Genomic DNA, 18,219 nt, shown 5'->3' with positions numbered 1-18,219 from the left:
GATGACCGATCTGGCACGCGCACAGGAGACTTCGCCGACGACCGGACTGGAGGTGGCCGTCATCGGCATGGCGGGTCGTTTTCCCGGTGCGCGGACGGTGGACGAGTTCTGGGGCAACCTGATCGACGGCGTCGACGCGATCACGCACTTCACCGACGAAGAACTACGTGATCGCGGTGTACCGTCGGAGATTCGCTCGCAAGCCGACTATGTCGGCGCCCGCGGTGTGTTTCCTGAACTCGACGCATTCGATGCTGGCTTCTTCAATTACACTCCGGCGGATGCACGTGTGCTCGATCCGCAGGTGCGCGCGCTGCACGAGGAGGTCTATCACGCCCTGGAGGATGCCGGATACAGCGCCGAGGGCCGTGGCAAGGGTGTTGGACTGTTTCTTGGCGCAACGAACAACCTCGCGTGGGAGGCGCATTCGCTGCAGCAGTACGTGATCCCCTCGGGATCGACTTTCGCGGGAACCCAGCTCAACGACAAGGACTTCGCGGCGACGCGTATCGCCTACACGCTGGATCTCACCGGACCGGCGATGACGCTGCACTCGGCGTGCTCGACCTCGCTCGTGGCTATCGACATGGCGTGCAGATATCTGTGGACCGGGGCGTGCCAGGTCGCCCTCGCAGGCGGCAGCGGGCTCACGCTGCCGCATGAGAACGGCTACATGTATCAGCCAGGCATGATTCACTCGCCCGACGGCCACTGCCGTCCCTTCGACCGCGACGCGGCCGGAACGGTAGAGGGCAATGGCGCAGGCGTCGTCGTCCTCAAGCGACTTGAAGCTGCCCTGCGCGACGGAGACCGAATCTACGCGGTCGTCAAAGGCTCGGCAGTCAACAATGACGGTCACCGCAAGGTGGGCTACACGGCACCGAGTATCGAAGGACAGACCGAGGTGATCCGTCGCGCCTATCGGGTCGCGCAGGTTGCTCCCCAAGAGATCCATTACCTAGAGACTCACGGAACAGGAACCGCTCTCGGAGACCCCATCGAAGTCGAGGCTCTACGTCGAGCCTTCGGTGAGACGACCACGGGGCAGATTGGGCTCGGATCGACGAAGGCCAGCATCGGTCACCTCGATACCGCGGCCGGCGTGACATCTTTCATCAAAGCCTGCAAGGTCGTCAGTGAACGGACTGCTCCGCGTAGCCTGAATTTCACAGAGTGGAACGCGAACATCGTCGCGGAAGGCAGTCCCTTCCACGTCGTGACTGAGACGACCGATCTCGCAGTTCATTCGACGGCTTCGTCGCCGGTACGCGCAGGCGTCAGCTCGTTCGGCATCGGGGGGACGAACGCGCACGTGATCTTGGAGGAGCCGCCCGTCGTCGTCGCAGACGCAGCACAAGCGCGTGACGCGCACTCGTTCGTGCTCGGCGCAGCATCCGAGAGCGCGATTCGCCAGACGCAGGAATCGTTCCTTCGTTTTCTCGAATCCGGTGCTGATGTGCGTCCACAAGACCTCGCATGGACGCTGCAGCAGCGCCAGCGAAACCTTCCGTACCGGTTTGCGACCGCGTTCGATTCACTCGACGATCTGCGTGCGCAACTGGACGAGGCGGTCGCCGCCGGGGGAGATGCACACGATCTGACGGCCGCGCCGACTCGCCGCATCGTCTTCCTTTTCAGCGGAATGGGTGCTCAGTACGCCGGAATGGCGCGCGGACTCTATGAAAGTGAACCAGTGTTCCGCGCGAACATGGACGAAGGGTTCGAATACTGCGCGAGCCTAGGCGTCGAGGAGCCGCGCCAGGCATTCTTTGAGACGGGAGAGGCCGCCGAGGCGCTGCTGACCGACATCGTCAATACCCAGCTGCTGCTGTTTCTGACCGAGTACTCACTCGCGAGCACGGTCATGGCATGGGGGATCTCGCCCGACGCGATGATCGGGCATAGCGCGGGTGAGCTTGCCGCAGCCTGCCTCGCCGGTGTATTCAGCTATGAGTCGGGCGTTCGGCTTGTGCACCTGCGCGGAACGATGATGGCGCGCTCCGCTGCCGGAGCGATGACGTCGGTAAAGGCCTCTGTTGCCGCCATCGAGCCACTGCTCGGTACAGGAGTCGAGCTCGCAGCTGAGAATTCAGCCGAAGACATCACCGTCACCGGCCTTGAGGCGGATATTGCCGCTTTTGAGCAGCGCTGCGAAGAGGGCTTGACCTACTCGAGAATCGACTCACCACGTGCGAACCATTCGCGCACTATGGATGCGGTGCTGGACGACTTCGCACGCGGCTTGGAAGGGATCGAGCTGTCCGCACCGACTCTGCGCTACACCTCGAATGTGACCGGCGACTGGATCACTGCTGACGATGCACAGCGCATCGGCTACTACCTGGCCCACCTGCGAAACACCGTCAAGTTCAAGGCGAACGTTGATACCGTGCTGGCGGATGGCCCCGCGGTCTTCCTCGAACTCGGACCTGGGCGGGTACTGAGCTCTTTCGTCCGGCGCATCGCCGCAGGTGGGGAGAGCACCGCGGTCAACCTGCTGCGACACCGTAAAGAGACTGTGACGGACGCACATCACCTGGCACGCGCAATCGGGCGTATGTGGGAGGCTGGTGTCGCGCCAGATTGGGCGCGCTTCCACGCCGACAGGTCGGTGCGGCGCGTCGCGCTTCCGCTCTACGCCTTTGACCGCACGCCGTACCCCGTCGATGTTGACCGCTTCACCGCATTGCTTGAGGGCGGATCAGCCGCCGTCGGGCCGGCGCAGCGCGCGGCTCTCGACATGACGGTCGGTCAACTCCAATGGACGAGAACGGTCGCGCCAGTGGTGGACAGGCAGGGGCGCGGTCGAGTGATTATCTGTCTCGGCGACGATGATCGGGCTCGTGCCGCCGTCGATGCCGTGCCGCACTGGCGGGCATTCCCGGTGCGCTTCGGAGCGTCGTACCAATTCGACCCGGCAGGCGGCGCCCAGGTGCGCGTCGATCACAGCGGTGACATCCGCCGCCTGTTCGATGACCTTACGGCGCACCGTCAGCACGGCGACGCGATCGTCGCCAGCGGTGACTTCAAGGCCGTGCAAGCATCGACCCGCTCGCTTCTTCGCCTGCTCGACGAGGAAGAGGCTCCGGCATACGAACGTATAGTGGCGCTGACCGATGCTGCGCCCGACGGCACCGCCGACAGCATCGCGGCGTCGTGGGCGGCGGGTATTGCCCGTGAGCAGCACGCGGTGGCCGTCACCGCATTGCAAGCCGATGGCGGACTGGGCGCGGCGTTGCTCGCAGAACTTGACTCCAGCGCAGAGCCGGAGATCGCCGTGCGGCACAGCGCAGACGGTCGTCAGATCGTGCGGCTGCATCCCGTGATGCTTGAGGACGTCGACCCGGTCAGTGACGCGACCGTCATCGTGTGCCCCGCTCACGCGGTCACAGCGGCGATGAACGCGCTCGTGCCGACGCATCCGCTACGGCGGTTTCACATTGTCCCCTACGCAACAGTGCTGGGTCCGACAGCCGACATCGGCGTGACTAACGAGCGGTGCACGGTGGGGGACACCGTGCATGCGCGCGGCGTCCATGCATTGGCGCGAGCTCTTGTCGACGGCATCCGCAATCGTCCGGGAAATCGAGAGATCGTCGTGTGGGACGACGGGCCGCGCACGACCGGTGGCAGTGTTCCAGACCTTGGACGCGAGCTGCGGTCACAGCTTCAGGCTCCGCCGGTGCCGATGCAGCGTCGTGTCACCGTGGTAGCTGCCTGGGATGCTTCCGTCGACGGTTGGAGCGGCGAGACGACCGAATGGTTCAATAGCTTTCATCGCCGTACTGCGGATATTCCGGTTGTGCTGCTGTTGGGAGATGGCGCTGCCGCCTCGGTGCTCGATCTTGCAGCGCGGATGCCGGAATCGGGCATTCCCGTCGCTTATCTGGGTGACGACCCCTTCGTGGCACCTGCGCGACCGGCCGAACCCGAGACCGTCGTCGAAGGGCGAGCGAACATCGCCGGCGTACTGACCGAAGAGCTGCGCACCCTCTTGGGGCTCGAAACCATCCCCCCGCGTGCCGATGTGTTCGATCTCGGCCTCGACTCGGTGCGCTTGACCACCTTCACTCGGGCGCTGGATGGGCGCGGCGTCAAACTGCTCGACAGCGATGTGCATAACAATCCGTCGATTGCGCAACTGAGTGCGTTTCTCATCGAGCAAGCCGGGTCACAAGATGTGTCGGAGGGGGGTTTCACAGCGATCGAACAGCAACTGAGCGCCAACGTCGGCTTCGTGTGCCGGTTCGCTCGCACTCGCGATGACGACGGGGAGTTCGGCAGGCTTGTGTTGCTCGCCGGTGAAACGAGCGAACAGCAGCGTGCACGGGTGATGCGGGAATTGGCCGATCTGCGCGTCGGCCCCGATCAGACGCCGGAGTTGATCTGGCCGATCACAACGGACACGGGCGACGTAGAAGGCGTGGACCTTCCTGTCGTGAAGACTGAGCCGTTCGAAGTGGCCGCTTCGCTGGACGCTGTCTTCAACGAGATCGATCGACGTCAAGACGACGTGCGCCGAATGGTCACGTCCAGGCCCGTGCGGTGGAGCTACCCACTTACGGGTGTGCAGAAGTACCACTTCAAGGGCAAGACGCCGCTGCAGATGTATCTCATCAATTTGCGAGAGCCCGTGCGCATCGATCTCCTCAACCAGGCAATGCGCGACGTGGTTGGCCGTCATGGCGTGATGCGGATGGCTCTTGGTCGATCACGCGGACGCATGGTGTGGAGAGAGCACGAGCCGCCGTCAGACTTCGCTCTTCCGCTGCTCGATCTGTCCAGGTTCTCGCCCGAGGAAGCACAAGAGATTCATCGTGCGCTCGTGCGTCGCAAGTGGACGATCGACTTCAAGGTGCTCGGGCGGCCCATGTACACAGCCGTTCTGATCAAGCATCATGAGCGCAGCTACGACATCCTGTTCCAGTTCGACCACTCGATCTTCGACGCAGGCTCAGGGCAGGTGCTGCGCAGTGACCTCATCCGTCGTTATCGACAGCTCGTCGCCGGAACCACTGCCGCCATGCCTGCTGCGGTGAGCTATCGACACCTGCAGCAGCAGTTCGCCAAGGGCCCTGTCGATATCTCAGCGGACGAGATCGTCGAGCGCTTCGAGTTGGAGCGCTGGACGAGCGGCGCGAAGCAGATTCAGGAGCGGTCGGCGTCGCGGCTTACCGCGGAAGTGCGCCAGCTGCGCTTCTCCACCGACCTCGGCGGTGACGAGGACGGTTCGGGAATCGATCCGTTCGCCGCGGTCGTGCACCTGTATTCCCGACTCGTCGCTCGAACTCTCGAGGTTGATGAAGTCGCCCTGGACGTACTGTTTCGAGCGCGTGAGTACGAGGGACGCGATTACTCAGACATGATGGGCATGATGATCGGCAGCGTTCCCGTTGTCGTTCCGGCCGAGCGCGGTTCGCACGCCTCGGCGCAAGACATCGTGCAAGAGAAGTTCCGCCTGATGGACAGGCACAACATTCACTTCTTGAACCTGTTCTCGAGTCTTCGGCTCATGATGAAGTTCGGCAAGGTCTTCACTGCGACCAAGTCGGTCAAGCCCAAGGGGAACTCGCAGACCTGCATGCTCAATTACGCCGGAAACCTCGAAGCCGAGTACGACGAGATCTGGGACATGACCCTCGATCAGTTGTCGACCGAGCAGGACAAGCTCGACTACGCCGATTTCTACTGCGTCGCGAAGACCACGGGAACGCGCCTCGATTTGCTCTTTCTTACCCGCTGGGATGTTCCGTCCGATGAATTGCACGGCATCCTCCTCGAGGAGGTGGAGGCGCTGCGCGAAGACATCCACGCACCGTAACCGATCGACCAACCAACTGCCCGACACACATCAGGGAAGAATCAATGACATTGATAAATGTGGAAAACGTAACCAAGTCATACAAGAGCAGAGGAAAGACACGCGTCGCCAACCAGGACGTGAGCTTCTCTGTTGAAGAAGGAGAGGTTTACGGCCTTTTCGGCCACAACGGCGCGGGCAAGACGACTCTTGTCAACCAGCTTCTCGGGCTCTTGAAGCCTGATTCGGGCGAGATCCGAATCGCCGGTGAGGACATCGTCAAGAACCGCAATCGTGGCCGGTATCTGTGCTCGGTTCAGCCGCAGTCGAAGACGCCGCTCGGCGAGCTCACACCGCGTGCTGCCATGGGCATCATGGGAAAGCTGCGCGGCGCCAGTGACGCCGAGGTAACCGAACGAACCGACGCGCTGCTGGATGCTCTCAACATCCGCGAGTGGGCGGACGTCGAGGGCAACAAGCTCTCCGGCGGCGTCCTGCGTCTTACCGGATTCTGCATGGCTGCGATTCGCCCCGGACGCGCGGTCATTCTGGATGAGCCGACGAACGACGTCGACCCGGTACGCCGTCGCCTGCTGTGGTCTGCCATCAGAGAGCTCACCGACGACGGCACAGCCGTTCTGCTGGTGACGCACAGCATCCGTGAAGCAGAGGGCGTGGTCGATAAGATCGCGATCCTCGACGAGGGACGCGTGCTCCTGCAGGGAGACGCGAGCACGATCAAGGCCGTCGAAGGACAGGGGCGCATGAAGCTGATCGCCCCCGTCATCGACAGTGCCTTCGACGCACCTCTGCTCGCCTGGGCAGAGGAGGCGACGGTACGCGAGCAGGAGCTCGCCGTCACCTTTACCCGCGAGCGATCGGCTGAGGCACTGGCCTGGGCTACTGAGGAATCAGCCCAGCGGCGAATCGGCGACTATGCGCTCACCGAAGTCACGCTGGAAGACATCTACATCGACGTCCTGTCGAGCAAGGAAGGAGCCACCAGTGGCCGCTAAGAATCAACTGGGCACGATCTTCGAGCTCCAGCTGCGTAAACAGGGTAGCTATCTTGTCGTGTTCGCGATCATCATGGTGATCATCGCACTCGGCGTCGTGATTGGCTTCTCGTTCTTGATGCCAGCGCAAGACGGCACTCAGCTGCTCTATCTTGCTACCGGTGCGCCGACGATCGTGCTGGTCATGACGGCGCTGGTGACAGTGCCCATGCAGAACGCCGGCGCGAAGATGTCGGGTTACATCGACTTCATCAAGGCGCTGCCGTCGAGCCGAAGGTCCTTCCTGATCGCAGACGTGACCATCTGGGCTGCGATCACGGTTCCGGCGATCGCAATCTCGATCCTCATCGCCAACCTGGTCTTCAACCCGGGATATGACATCTCGTGGACGATCGTTCCGGTGTTCATTCTCGTCGTGGCCTCGTGCTTCGGTATCGGATACGGGTACTCGTTCGTCATGCCCGCCGAGCTCTCGATGGCGCTCTCTCAGGTCATCGCGTTCACGGCTCTTATGTTCACCCCGATCAACTTTCCGATCGATCGGCTGCCGGAGTGGCTGCAGGTCGTGCACATGGGGCTGCCGCTGTACCACATGGCTGAGGTCATGCGTGCGGCGCTGGCGCAGTCCGTGTTCAGTGCAGATCCGATCAGCTACATCATTCTCGGCGTCTGGGCGCTGATCGGCTTCTTCGGAGCCGCGCGGTTCCTTGAGCGGGCCTAACAGAATCAGCACGCCAGGGGCTGCGGTGCTGACATCACCGCCGCCCCTGGAGCGCGAAAGGATCGACATGCATGAGCAAAAAGTTCCGATGGTGTGCTTCCCGCACGCTGGTGCGGGCCGGTTGTACTACGGACGGTGGCGTGCGGCGTTCACAACGAGCGTCGAGCTGACGGTCGCACAATACCCGCAGCGCGAGCAGAAGCTCGCCGTGCCGATGCCGGGGAGCGTGCGAGAGCTCGCCGCTGACCTGGTCGAGGAGCTGAGACCGGTGTTCTCGCGCCCGTACGTCATCTGGGGCCACAGCATGGGCAGTGTCGTCGGCTATGAGGTCGCGAAGATCGCACAGGAGCGTTTCGGCCCACCCTTGGTCTTCTTCAGTTCCGGAGCGTCATCGCCGAGCGTGAGCAGATTCACCCGGGCGGATGACCTGGCCACCGACGAGTCGATGAAGGACGTCCTGCGCAGTTACGGGGGCATCAGCGAAGCAAGCCTGGCCGATCCAGACTTCATGAAATGGTTCGCCCCGGCAATCCGGGCGGATCTGAGGCTGTTGTCGACGTACCAGGACACCGAGTTTGAGCGGCTGCGTTGTCCACTCGTGCTCTTGGAAGGGCGCTCTGACAAAGTGCAGATCGAGCAATGGCCCTGGTACGCGGAAGGGCCCGTGGAAGTGCATGAATTCGACGGCGGTCACTTCTTCATCGACGAACATCGTCAGACGATCGCTGCACTTATCGAGTCTCGGATCAACCTCGCATGGCAGCGCCGGCCACAGACCGTGTGACCACGGCTATCGGTCTGGCGAACGTGACCGTTTTCACATTCGACCTCGCGAAGCTGACAGACGACGTCGAACGTCAAATCGCGGGAGCGATAGCTCCAGCGCGCCGGGAACGAGCCGCGAGGTATCGCTTTGCTGATGATCGCCGGCGCAGTCATGTCGCGGGTGCGCTGATCCGACGCGCCCTGGCACGCTCGGGCGAAGATCCCGCCGGAGAGCACCGGCTATCGGCTGGCGAACATGGCAAGCCGTTCTTGCCCGGTGCGGCGCTTCACTTCAACGTCTCGCATGCGGGTGACCGCGTCGTATGTGCGGTATCGGCACAGAACCTCGGCGTCGACGTCGAGGCTGTCATGTGGCCAGGACTTGATCTGAGGAAGATATTCTCGCCCGATGAGCGTGACTATGTCGAAGGCGGTGACATTGTCGAGCGTGCACGGCGCTTCACACGGGTGTGGACGCTCAAAGAGAGCTACATCAAATACCTCGGCGTCGGGCTGGGCTTGCCGTTACGCGACTTCAGCGTGGTGCACGGTGAACAGCTCGCTGTCATCGACGGCGCTGGCGACTCGTCACCGTCGATGCACGTGCGTGACTGGGGGCAGTATGTACTCGCCCTCTGCCATAATCAGCGCGACGCGGTCTGCATCGAGTCGGCAACTGCTGCGGAGCTGCTCGAATTCTGTTGAACTGAGGCCCGAGCCGCGGCGGCACCTACGCTGCCGGGCGTTTCCAGTGCCGCCAGCCAGTCGCCGAGGAGCCGATGCGCATGAGCACCGTATTCGAGCGTCGCTCTCTGGAAGTCGAAGACGTCGCGCTCGTCTGCGGCGATATCGTTCGAGTCGACCGATTGCAGCAGAGCGTCGATATCTTTCGCATCTTCTGATACTCGATCATGAAGCGCCTGGATCGTGACAACGCGCTCATCCTCCGGCAGCCATCCCAACAGGAACACCTTGGCCAGGATCATCGTCTCGCTGTCAGACGAGGGCGGAAGTGGTGCCTGCATCCATTCACGCCATGCCTGCTTTCCCTCGGGCGTGATGGTGTATTCGCGCTTTCCGCGCCGCCCGTCCTCTGCGTCTTCTACCGTCGCCCAGCCTGCGACGACGAGTTGCGTCAGAGCCCGTCGGATGCCACCGATGCTGCCGCTGTAGAACTGCGCCATTCCGGCGGTGAACCTCTTGTGCAGGTCATATAGCGAAAGCGGTCCGCCGAGAAGCAGCCCGAGGATCATGTAGCGCATTGTCCGAACTTATCGGAGGGACACGGCTTCTGCCACTCGTGTGCGTGGCTCAGCCTAGGTCAGCGTGATGATGAGCGTCGCGATGGCAAGGATGGCCGATGCGGGTGCCATGACATATCGCTCGGCCCTGCTCCGTGAGCGCAGATTGCCGAAGGTCGCGAGCACGAGGTACCCAAAGAGTACCCACGACAGCACCATGATCAAGCCGGAGCCGTTCAACGGGAGGTCGGCGCCCTGAACCAGCAGGATGTACGCGAAGACACCGTAGAGCACGACAGCGCCGACGCTCGCCCACCGCATGCCGACGGGGAGGACGCGTTTCGCACCGCCCCACAGGAGCCTGCCAACGGGGAGGCCGCACGCGGCCAGGATCTGCACCGCAGCGAGGACGGTGAGGGTGGTTAGGGCAATGATGGTGGCTGTTTGCTGCATCTGAGTGGGCACTTCCGTGAGGATCGCTGTTGGACGTGGTCACAACCCTGGCGGGCACTATCAATATAGTACCGCGATATATCGATGCGCAATATTTGAGTCAACCCTCCAGGTTGTCGACCCCCGGCATCCAGCTCACGCCTGGTTTTCCCCAGCCGCGCTTGCGGACGATCTTCTGCACGACCTTCGCATCGCCATCCGACAGGCGGTCGACGTACAGGATGCCGTCGAGGTGGTCGAACTCGTGCTGCATGATGCGCGCGCGCCAGTCGGAGACCTCGATGCGAACGTCTGCGCCCTCAAGATCGATCCCCGTCACCAGCACGTGATCGGCCCGGCGTAGCGCGAAGCGCTCACCGGGGAACGACAGGCATCCTTCGGACTCGTCATCAGGGTCGGGTGAGCCCGGTTCGGGCGGCGACATCCACAGCACCGGGTTGATGATCTCCCCGCGCCACGGCTGCTCGTCGTCGTCGACGTAGGAATAGGCGTAGATGCGCAGCGCCACGCCCACCTGGGGCGCGGCGAGGCCGACACCGGGCGCGGCATCCATGGTCTCGTACATGTCGGCCACGAGCGCGCGTATGTCGGGAGTGATCTCGTCGACAGCGGATGCGGGGGAGTGCAGAACAGGATCGCCGAGGACGCGAATTGGGAGAACAGCCACGCCACAAGCCTACTGCGGGGCAACGGCCCGGTATTGTTCTAGTGTGAGCGCGAGCGCAGGTGTGTGGATGGCAGAGGTGGATGTCGACCAACTCGTGGGCGCTTTCCAGAACCCCGCTCTGTTGCTGGGTATTCCGCTGGCCCTCGCGGGTGCCGTCTTCATGTCGCTGGGCGCGCAGTATCAGCACCGCGGCGTCGACAAGGTCGAGCGCCTGAGCGGTTCAGCCGGCACGACCGGACTCACCGGCGCGCAGCTGAAGGGTCTGTTGACCAGGCCCTCCTGGATCATCGGCACCGTCATGCTCGGGTTGGCGATTGTCTGTCAGCTCGCGGCCCTCTCGATCGCCCCGCTGATCGTCGTACAGCCGCTCGGAGCGATCGCTCTGGTGATGACAACGCTCCTGAACGCGCGTATTTCCGGTCATACACCCACCAGGCGGTCGCTGACCTCGATAGCCGCGTGCGTCGGTGGCATCTTCATCTTCGTGTTGGTCGCCGCCCTGTTTGCCACCGAGCACGCGATCTCTGATCGTCAGCTTTTCGTCATTCTCGCAATCCTGCTCGTGGTCATTATTCTCTTGGGCGGATGCTGGCTCATTCTGCGCCACCGGATGCGGGCGCTGTTCTACGTCGTCGGCGCCGGGATCCTCTACGGATTCGTGGCGACCATGGCCAAGGCGGTCATCGAGCGCGTGAAGGCTCAGGAGTTCGACTGGATCACCGTGGTGTGCGTGATCGCGCTTCTCGCCGCTGCCGCGGCGGGAGCGTACTTCGTGCAGACCGCTTACAGCTCGGGCCCGCCCGACCTGGTGATCGCCGGACTCACGGTCGTCGACCCGCTCATCGCCGTGCTGATCGGCATGCTGGTGCTCGGCGAAGCCGCCGCCGCGCCGCCGTGGGCACTCGTCGTCTTCGGCGTTGCGGGTGCGGCCGCGGTGTGGGGCGTCGTCGGACTCGCCCGCTACCACCCGCAGGTGCTCAGCGAGAGCCAGGAGCTCGGTATCACCCGCGGCAGCGGCGGGGCGGCTTCCACCCCGGGATGGTCGTCGTCCACCACCCCGAGCGAGCCGACCGACCGACCGGAGACAGACGGGTTCAGTAGCTCGGATCGATGAGGTCTTCTGAGACCTCAGAGGCGGCGGCCTCGTCGACGAAGAAGATCGTGCGCTTGCGTCCCTTCGCACCCGCCGCCGGCACATTCGTATAGCTCGCGCCGGCCAGAGCCAGGCCCAGCGCCGACGCCTTATCTGCGCCGGTCAACACCAGCCACACCCGCTTCGACGCGTTGATGACAGGGCGTGTGAGCGTGACGCGCTCGGGCGGAGGCTTGGGGGAGTCGCGCACCGGCAGAGCCACGGCATCCGTCTCGGTCACCTCTGCGCGATCCGGAAACAGCGACGCGATATGCCCATCGGGCCCGACGCCGAGAAAGCACACCGCGAAAGACGGCCAGGCCTGCCCGTCGTCAGCGAACCGCGCGAGCTCCTGCGCATACGCTTCCGCGGCCTCATCAAGGGTGAGCCCGCTGTCGGAAGCGGCGATCTCGTGCACGTTCTCGGCCGGGACATCGATGTGATCCAGCAGCGCGTCCCGAGACTGCACGGCGTTGCGATCAGCGTCGTCGTGCGCGACGAAGCGCTCATCACCCCACCAGAAGTGCACCAGCGACCAGTCGATCACTCCCACGTTCGGGTGGGCGGCCACAGCCCGAAGCACGGCGCCGCCCATGGAACCACCCGTCAGCGCGATGTGCGCGATACGGCCGTTCTTCGTGCGCGCGCGCACCCGGGTCAGAAACCGATCCGCGACCCGTTCAGCCAGCGCCGCGGGTGTGGACTCGACGACGACCGTCTTCTCTGCCGGCGTTGCAGTCATGCCGTTCACGCTCCTGTCTCGGGCGGGCCCAATTTCTCCCAGCCCTCGGTGATGACCCGACCGTACAGCACATCAGGATCGAGCCGGCGCAATTCTTCAGCCAGGCACTCGCGCAGCGTGCGGCGCGGCAGATGAAGCTCGTGATCGGGCTGACCCGGCTGCGTGAGTACCGCGACGCTGCTCTCGGGGCGCTCCAGGAGGATATCGCCGCTGGCGCGTGTCAGCCGCACCGATTTGATGCCGACCTCCCAGTGCGACGGATCTTCGAAGTGCCACTGCACGGGAACATCCAACGATAGTTGCAGCCACGCGGCCAGCAACGCCGTCGACGGCGACGCCGCGGCGCCGAGAACCTCAACGGCTGTCACCGTCTCGTACGGCGGCTGGTCGAGTACGGCGGCCAACTGCTCGCGCCAGTGCGTCAGACGCGTCCACGCCAGATCGGTGTCGCCTGGCGCATGGCTCGAACCGAGAACCGCGAGCTGTTCGCGGACATCGGAAGCGGTGGCGGCATCTGTGATGCGACGCTGGGCGATGCGCCCGAGCGGCGACTGCGCAGGGTTGTCTGGCGCGTCCTCAGGCCACCACGCCACGACGGGGGCATCGGGCAGCAGGAGCCCCGTGACCAGGCTCTCCTCGTTGCTGGCCGCATCGCCGTAGGCATGCAGCACGACGACCTCGCTCGCTCCGGCGTCGCCGCCGACACGGATCTGCGCATCGAGGCGGGATTCGCCCTCGCCTGTGGTGAGCACGATGACCCGCATCGGGTGCTCGCGTGAGGCGTCGTTGGCGGCGTCGATAGCCGCCTCTGCTACGCCATTGCGTGCCGAGATGATGAGGGTGAGCACACGGCCGAGCGCGACAGCACCGCCGTCTTCGCGTACCGTGACGAGCTGCTTGGCGACCTGACTGGTGGTGGTGTCGGGAAGGTCGATGATCATGGTCGTCTCCAGACTCGTCCGTCGCGGGCAAGCAGTTCATCAGCCGATGCCGGCCCCCAGGATCCAGAGGCGTATTGCTCGAGCGGACCGCCCTCGGCTTCCCAGTACCTCTCGACGGGGTCGAGGATCTTCCAGCTCAACTCGACCTCTTCGTGCCGCGGGAACAGCGGCGGGTCGCCCAGTAGCACGTCGAGGATCAGGCGCTCGTAGGCCTCGGGGCTCGCCTCGGTGAAGGCGTGTCCGTAGCCGAAGTCCATCGTGACATCGCGCACGTTCGTGCCGGCACCGGGAACCTTCGACCCGAATCGGATCGTGACGCCCTCGTCGGGCTGAACGCGGATCACGAGAGCGTTCTGTCCGAGCTCCGCCGCGTTTCCGCGGCCGAACAGGTGCTCAGGAGCCCGGTTGAACACCACGGCAATCTCGGTGACGCGGCGGCCCAGACGCTTGCCGCTGCGCAGATAGAAGGGCACGCCGGCCCAGCGTCGGGTGGCGATCTCGAGCTTGATAGCGGCGAAGGTCTCGGTGGTCGACTCGGGGTTCATGCCGTCTTCGCTGAGGAAGCCGTCGACCTTCTCGCCACCCTGCCAGCCGCCGGCGTACTGCCCGCGGGCGGTGGCGAGCGACAGATCATCGGGCAGGGTGACAGCGGCCAGCACCTTCTCCTTCTCAGCGCGCAGGTGCTCGGCCGAGAGGCTGATGGGCTCTTCCATGGCCGTCAGAGCCATGAGCTGCAGCAAGTGATTCTGGATGACGTCGCGCGCCGCGCCGATGCCGTCATAGTAGCCGGCGCGCCCGCCGACGCCGATGTCCTCGGCCATCGTGATCTGCACGTGGTCCACATAGTTGCGGTTCCAGATCGGCTCGTAGAGCTCGTTCGCGAAGCGCAGCGCCATGATGTTCTGGACGGTCTCTTTGCCCAGATAATGATCGATGCGGAAGATCGAGTCGGCCGGGAACGCCACCTCCAGCGCTTCGTTGAGCGCACGGGCTGATTCGAGATCGTTGCCGAATGGCTTCTCGATGACGACACGACGCCACTGGTCTCGGCCGCGCTCGTCGCCGACGAGGCCGGACTCCTTCAGCTGCTTGGCCACCAGCGGGAAGGACTTCGGCGGAATCGAGAGATAGTAGGCATGGTTGCCCATCGTGCCGCGTTCGACGTCGAGTTTCTCGACCGTCTCGCGGAGCTTCTGGAAAGAAGCCGGATTGTCGAACTCACCGGAGACGAAGCGGATGCCCTGCAGCAGCTGCTGCCAGGTCTCTTCACGGAACTCGGTGCGCGCGTGCTTCTTGACCGCGTCGTAGACGACGTCGGCGAAATCCTGATCTTCCCAATCGCGTCGCGCGAAGCCGACGAGAGCGAATCCCGGGGGGAGCAGGCCACGATTGGCCAGGTCGTAGACCGCGGGCATGAGTTTTTTGCGCGACAGATCGCCGGTGACACCGAAGATCACCAGGGCGCTGGGACCGGCGATGCGGCTCAGGCGACGATCGTCGGGATCGCGAAGCGGATTGTGGCCGCGTGAAACGGGAACGGTCATCGGCGGGGCATTCTCCTACTGATGTCTTGCGTGTGGATTGTTGCGGACTACTTCTGGGCGGCTTCGAACAGCGCGAGGACGTCAGCGGAATCGTCCGTGATCGTCAGCGTCACCACCGGCAGACCCAGATCGGCGAGGACTTTCGCGTCGCCGGCGGCCTGAGCCTCGATGAGCTGGCCATATGTGAAGGGACGATCGGGGATCTCGAGGTCGACGTCGGTGCGTTCCAGGATCTGCAGGAAGACGCCCTGTGCCGGACCACCCTTGTGATACTGACCGGTCGAGTGCAGGAAACGCGGGCCCCAGCCGAACGTGGTCGGCCTGCCGGAGTCGGCCGCGACCAGCTCTCGGAGGCCGGCCAGCTGTGACAGCTCGAGCCGGTTGACGTAAGCCTGGATCGCGACGTAGCCGTCGTCGCTCAATCGTGCCCAGAGGGCATCCATGACGGCTTCGATGTCGCCTGAGGCGGTCAGGGCCGCATCCGAGGCGCGCACTTCGATGCCGTTCTGGACGAAAGCGGGAGCAGCCTGCTCGGGGCGCTCATCCAACAGGCCGCGCGTGGCGGCCTTGGCCGATTCGACATCGGGTTGGTTGAACGGATCGATGACGAGCAGATAGCCGGCAATGGCCGTCGCATACTCCCACACGAGGAAGTTCGCGCCCAGCGAGCCGCTGATGAGGATCTCTCCCTGGTGACGTTCACGCATGTGAAACTCATTGGCGTCGTCCACGAGGCGGACGATCTGCAAATCGTCGGGAACGTTTTCGACTTCCGGCGATACGGGCAGCAGCACGACCGGGAGGATGCCGGTGCCGTTCTTGCCCGTTGACTCGGCGACGAGCTGCTCGATCCAATCGGGCAATCCGACGATGTGCGTGCCGTCGGTGACCAGACCCAGCTTGTCTCGGCGCGGATTCGTGCATGAGATCGCGGCGGCGAGACGCAGCGCGGGATTATCCGCCTGGTCGACCGCGACCGGAAGGAGCATGGCTTCGGCCTCGTCGAGCAGCTCATCGATGTCGACGCCCGCGAGCCCGGTGGGAACCAGGCCGAAAGCGGTCAGTGCCGAGTATCGACCGCCGACGTTCGGGTCGGCGTTGAAGACCCGGTAGCCTTCGGCGCGCGCGGTGGTGTCAAGCGGAGACCCGGGATCGGTGACGACGACGATGCGTTCGGTCGGATCGATGCCCAGGTCGCGGAAGGCGGCTGCGAACGTGCGCCGGTGCGAGTCCGTCTCAACGGTCGATCCCGACTTCGACGACACGACCAGCACGGTCTCGGCGAGCGCCTGATCGAGCGCAGCCAGGACCTGCCCCGGGGCCGTCGAATCGAGGATCGTGAGCGGAACGCCCGCGGTTCTGCTGATGACCTCGGGAGCGAGCGATGACCCACCCATGCCAGCCAGTGCGACACGCGTCACCCCGCTGGCGCGCAATTCATCGCGCAGGGCGATGATATCGGCGACCAGCGGGCGCGAGAGCGCGACGGCTTCGACCCATCCCAGACGAGCGGATGCCTCGGCCTCAGCCTCAGCACCCCACAGGGTCGAGTCGAAAGCCGTGATGCGCGATGCGATGAGGTCACCGACGAGCGCCGGGACCACCTCGTCGATCGCGACCCGCGCCGCGCCGGTGGCATGGATGGCAAATGTCATCGCTGCGAGTCCAGCTCTTCGGCAACCTGCGTCAGCAAGTCGTGCCAGGAGTCGATGAACTTCTTCACACCTTCGTCTTCGAGTACCTGCGTGACGTCATCGAAATCGACGCCGACCTCGGCCAGCCCTGCGAACACGGCGCGAGCCTGCTCGTAGCCGCTGGTGACTGTGTCACCGGTGACGACAGCGTGATCGAACGTCGCCTCGAGAGTCTTCTCGGGCATCGTGTTGACGACGCCCTGCGCCACGAGTTCGGTGACGTAGAGCGTGTCGGGCAGAGCCGGGTCCTTGACACCGGTAGAGGCCCACAGCGGGCGCTGCAGATTGGCGCCAGCATCCAGCAGAGCCGTGGCGCGGGCGTCCGCGAAGGTCTTCTCGAAGAGCTCGTATGCCAGGCGTGCGTTGGCGAGCCCGGCCTTGCTTTTCAGCGCGAGTGCCTCATCGGTTCCGATCTCGGTCAGACGCTTGTCGGTCTCGGTGTCGACGCGCGACACGAAGAACGAGGCGACCGAATGGATGGTCGACAGATCGATGCCGGCGGCCTTCGCCTTCTCAAGCCCGGTCAGGTAGGCGTCGATGACGTCCGCGTAGCGCTCCAGGCTGAAGATCAGCGTGACGTTGACGCTGATGCCCGCGGCGATGGCCTTCGTGATCGCGGGAAGCCCGGCCTTGGTCGCGGGGATCTTCACGAGCAGGTTCGGGCGGTTGATTTTATCCCACAGCTGCTTGGCCTGCGCCACGGTTCCCTCGGTGTCGTGGGCGAGATCGGGGGAGACCTCGATCGATACACGACCGTCGACGTGACCGGACGACTCCCACACCGGACGGAAGACGTCGAGCGCTGCGGCGACATCCTGCGTCGTCGCAGCGAAGACGGCCTCTTCGGCGGTGGCACCTGAGGCAGCCAACTCGCTGACCTGCGCGTCGTAGGAGGTGTCGTTCGCGTCGGTGATCGCGCCGGCGAAGATCGTCGGGTTGGTCGTGACACCGACGACATTGCGCGTCTCGATCAGCGCGGCGAGGTTGCCGGAGTCGATACGCGTACGGGAGAGGTCATCGAGCCAGATGCTGACGCCGGCTGCGGCGAGGGCTGCGGTGGGGGTGGTCATGCGTTCTCCTTGATGGTCTCGCGGGCCGCCTCGACGACGGCTTCGGCGGTGATGCCGAACTTCTGGAAGAGGGTCTTGTAATCGGCAGAGGCGCCGAAGTGATCGATCGCGACCGAGCGGCCCTTGTCACCCACGATTCCGCGCCAGCTCAGCGCGGACCCGGCCTCAACTGAGACACGGGCGGTGACAGCGGCTGGCAGCACGGACTCGCGGTACGCGGCATCCTGTTCGTCGAACCATTCGAGCGACGGCGCCGAGACGACCCGGGCACCGATGCCTTCAGCGGCGAGCGTCTCACGTGCTGCGACGGCGAGCTGCACCTCGGAGCCGGTCGCGATCAGGATCACGTCGGTGGTTCCACCCGGGGCCTCCGCGAGCACGTAAGCGCCCTTGGTCGCGTTGTCGGCCGAGGCGAGCGTGTCGCCGGAAGCCG

The 18,219-nt window shown here is 64.2% G+C and carries 15 protein-coding genes; 6 read left to right on the top strand and 9 right to left on the bottom strand.

All coding sequences use genetic code 11. The features are described 5' to 3' along the window. Nucleotide 1 precedes the first annotated feature (1 nt). The 5 genes from Q1J95_RS00340 (at nucleotide 2) to Q1J95_RS00320 (ending at nucleotide 9,007) form a co-directional block, all read left to right on the top strand. Nucleotides 2-5,821, top strand: coding sequence for a type I polyketide synthase (locus tag Q1J95_RS00340; RefSeq protein ID WP_300264880.1), 5,820 nt, complete (start codon nucleotides 2-4; stop codon nucleotides 5,819-5,821). Nucleotides 5,822-5,880: 59 nt separating this feature from the next. Further along, on the top strand, nucleotides 5,881-6,816 hold the full coding sequence (locus Q1J95_RS00335) for an ABC transporter ATP-binding protein (RefSeq protein WP_300264877.1): 936 nt from the start codon (nucleotides 5,881-5,883) through the stop codon (nucleotides 6,814-6,816). Beyond that, on the top strand, nucleotides 6,806-7,537 hold the full coding sequence (locus tag Q1J95_RS00330; protein WP_300264874.1) for an ABC transporter permease: 732 nt from the start codon (nucleotides 6,806-6,808) through the stop codon (nucleotides 7,535-7,537). Before Q1J95_RS00335 ends, Q1J95_RS00330 begins: the two co-directional genes overlap by 11 nt. A 67-nt stretch (nucleotides 7,538-7,604) precedes the next feature. Then, nucleotides 7,605-8,321, top strand: a complete 717-nt coding sequence (locus tag Q1J95_RS00325; RefSeq protein ID WP_300264871.1) for an alpha/beta fold hydrolase — start codon at nucleotides 7,605-7,607, stop codon at nucleotides 8,319-8,321. Further along, nucleotides 8,294-9,007, top strand: a complete 714-nt coding sequence (locus tag Q1J95_RS00320; protein ID WP_300264868.1) for a 4'-phosphopantetheinyl transferase superfamily protein — start codon at nucleotides 8,294-8,296, stop codon at nucleotides 9,005-9,007. The genes Q1J95_RS00325 and Q1J95_RS00320 overlap by 28 nt, the downstream gene beginning before the upstream one ends. Here Q1J95_RS00320 and Q1J95_RS00315 read toward each other — a convergent pair. The 3 genes from Q1J95_RS00315 to def form a co-directional block, all read right to left on the bottom strand. Beyond that, nucleotides 8,947-9,564 carry a PadR family transcriptional regulator gene (locus Q1J95_RS00315; protein ID WP_300264866.1) on the bottom strand — a complete coding sequence of 206 codons (618 nt, stop codon included), beginning with the start codon at nucleotides 9,562-9,564 and terminating at the stop codon, nucleotides 8,947-8,949. The genes Q1J95_RS00320 and Q1J95_RS00315 overlap by 61 nt on opposite strands. Nucleotides 9,565-9,618: 54 nt before the next feature. Further along, on the bottom strand, nucleotides 9,619-10,008 hold the full coding sequence (locus tag Q1J95_RS00310) for a hypothetical protein (protein ID WP_300264863.1): 390 nt from the start codon (nucleotides 10,006-10,008) through the stop codon (nucleotides 9,619-9,621). A gap of 88 nt (nucleotides 10,009-10,096) precedes the next feature. Further along, nucleotides 10,097-10,663, bottom strand: coding sequence for a peptide deformylase (gene def / locus Q1J95_RS00305; RefSeq protein WP_300264860.1), 567 nt, complete (start codon nucleotides 10,661-10,663; stop codon nucleotides 10,097-10,099). A 67-nt stretch (nucleotides 10,664-10,730) separates the two neighbouring features. Between def and Q1J95_RS00300 the strand changes: the two genes are divergently transcribed. Continuing rightward, entirely contained in the window at nucleotides 10,731-11,777 is a 1,047-nt protein-coding gene (locus tag Q1J95_RS00300) for a DMT family transporter (RefSeq protein WP_300264856.1), read from the top strand. Here the strand turns inward: Q1J95_RS00300 and pgl are convergent. From pgl to Q1J95_RS00270, 6 genes are all read right to left on the bottom strand, one after another. After that, a complete protein-coding gene (gene pgl, locus Q1J95_RS00295; RefSeq protein WP_300264854.1) occupies nucleotides 11,758-12,537 on the bottom strand; it encodes a 6-phosphogluconolactonase in 780 nt (259 codons plus the stop codon). The genes Q1J95_RS00300 and pgl overlap by 20 nt on opposite strands. 5 nt (nucleotides 12,538-12,542) lie before the next feature. Further along, nucleotides 12,543-13,478, bottom strand: a complete 936-nt coding sequence (locus Q1J95_RS00290) for a glucose-6-phosphate dehydrogenase assembly protein OpcA (RefSeq protein ID WP_300264851.1) — start codon at nucleotides 13,476-13,478, stop codon at nucleotides 12,543-12,545. Next, on the bottom strand, nucleotides 13,475-15,022 hold the full coding sequence (zwf, locus tag Q1J95_RS00285; RefSeq protein ID WP_300264848.1) for a glucose-6-phosphate dehydrogenase: 1,548 nt from the start codon (nucleotides 15,020-15,022) through the stop codon (nucleotides 13,475-13,477). Before zwf ends, Q1J95_RS00290 begins: the two co-directional genes overlap by 4 nt. A gap of 47 nt (nucleotides 15,023-15,069) precedes the next feature. Then, complete coding sequence (locus Q1J95_RS00280) at nucleotides 15,070-16,677, bottom strand: glucose-6-phosphate isomerase (protein ID WP_300264845.1); 1,608 nt, start codon at nucleotides 16,675-16,677, stop codon at nucleotides 15,070-15,072. After that, nucleotides 16,674-17,786 carry a transaldolase gene (gene tal / locus Q1J95_RS00275; protein ID WP_300264842.1) on the bottom strand — a complete coding sequence of 371 codons (1,113 nt, stop codon included), beginning with the start codon at nucleotides 17,784-17,786 and terminating at the stop codon, nucleotides 16,674-16,676. Before tal ends, Q1J95_RS00280 begins: the two co-directional genes overlap by 4 nt. Further along, nucleotides 17,783-18,219 (bottom strand): transketolase C-terminal domain-containing protein (locus Q1J95_RS00270; protein WP_300264839.1); only part of this gene is annotated, 437 nt, incomplete at its 5' end. The genes Q1J95_RS00270 and tal, both read right to left, overlap by 4 nt.

It is taken from the genome of Microbacterium sp. (genome assembly GCF_029263575.1).
GTDB lineage: Bacteria > Actinomycetota > Actinomycetes > Actinomycetales > Microbacteriaceae > Microbacterium.
This window is presented reverse-complemented; position numbering and strand designations above follow the sequence as displayed.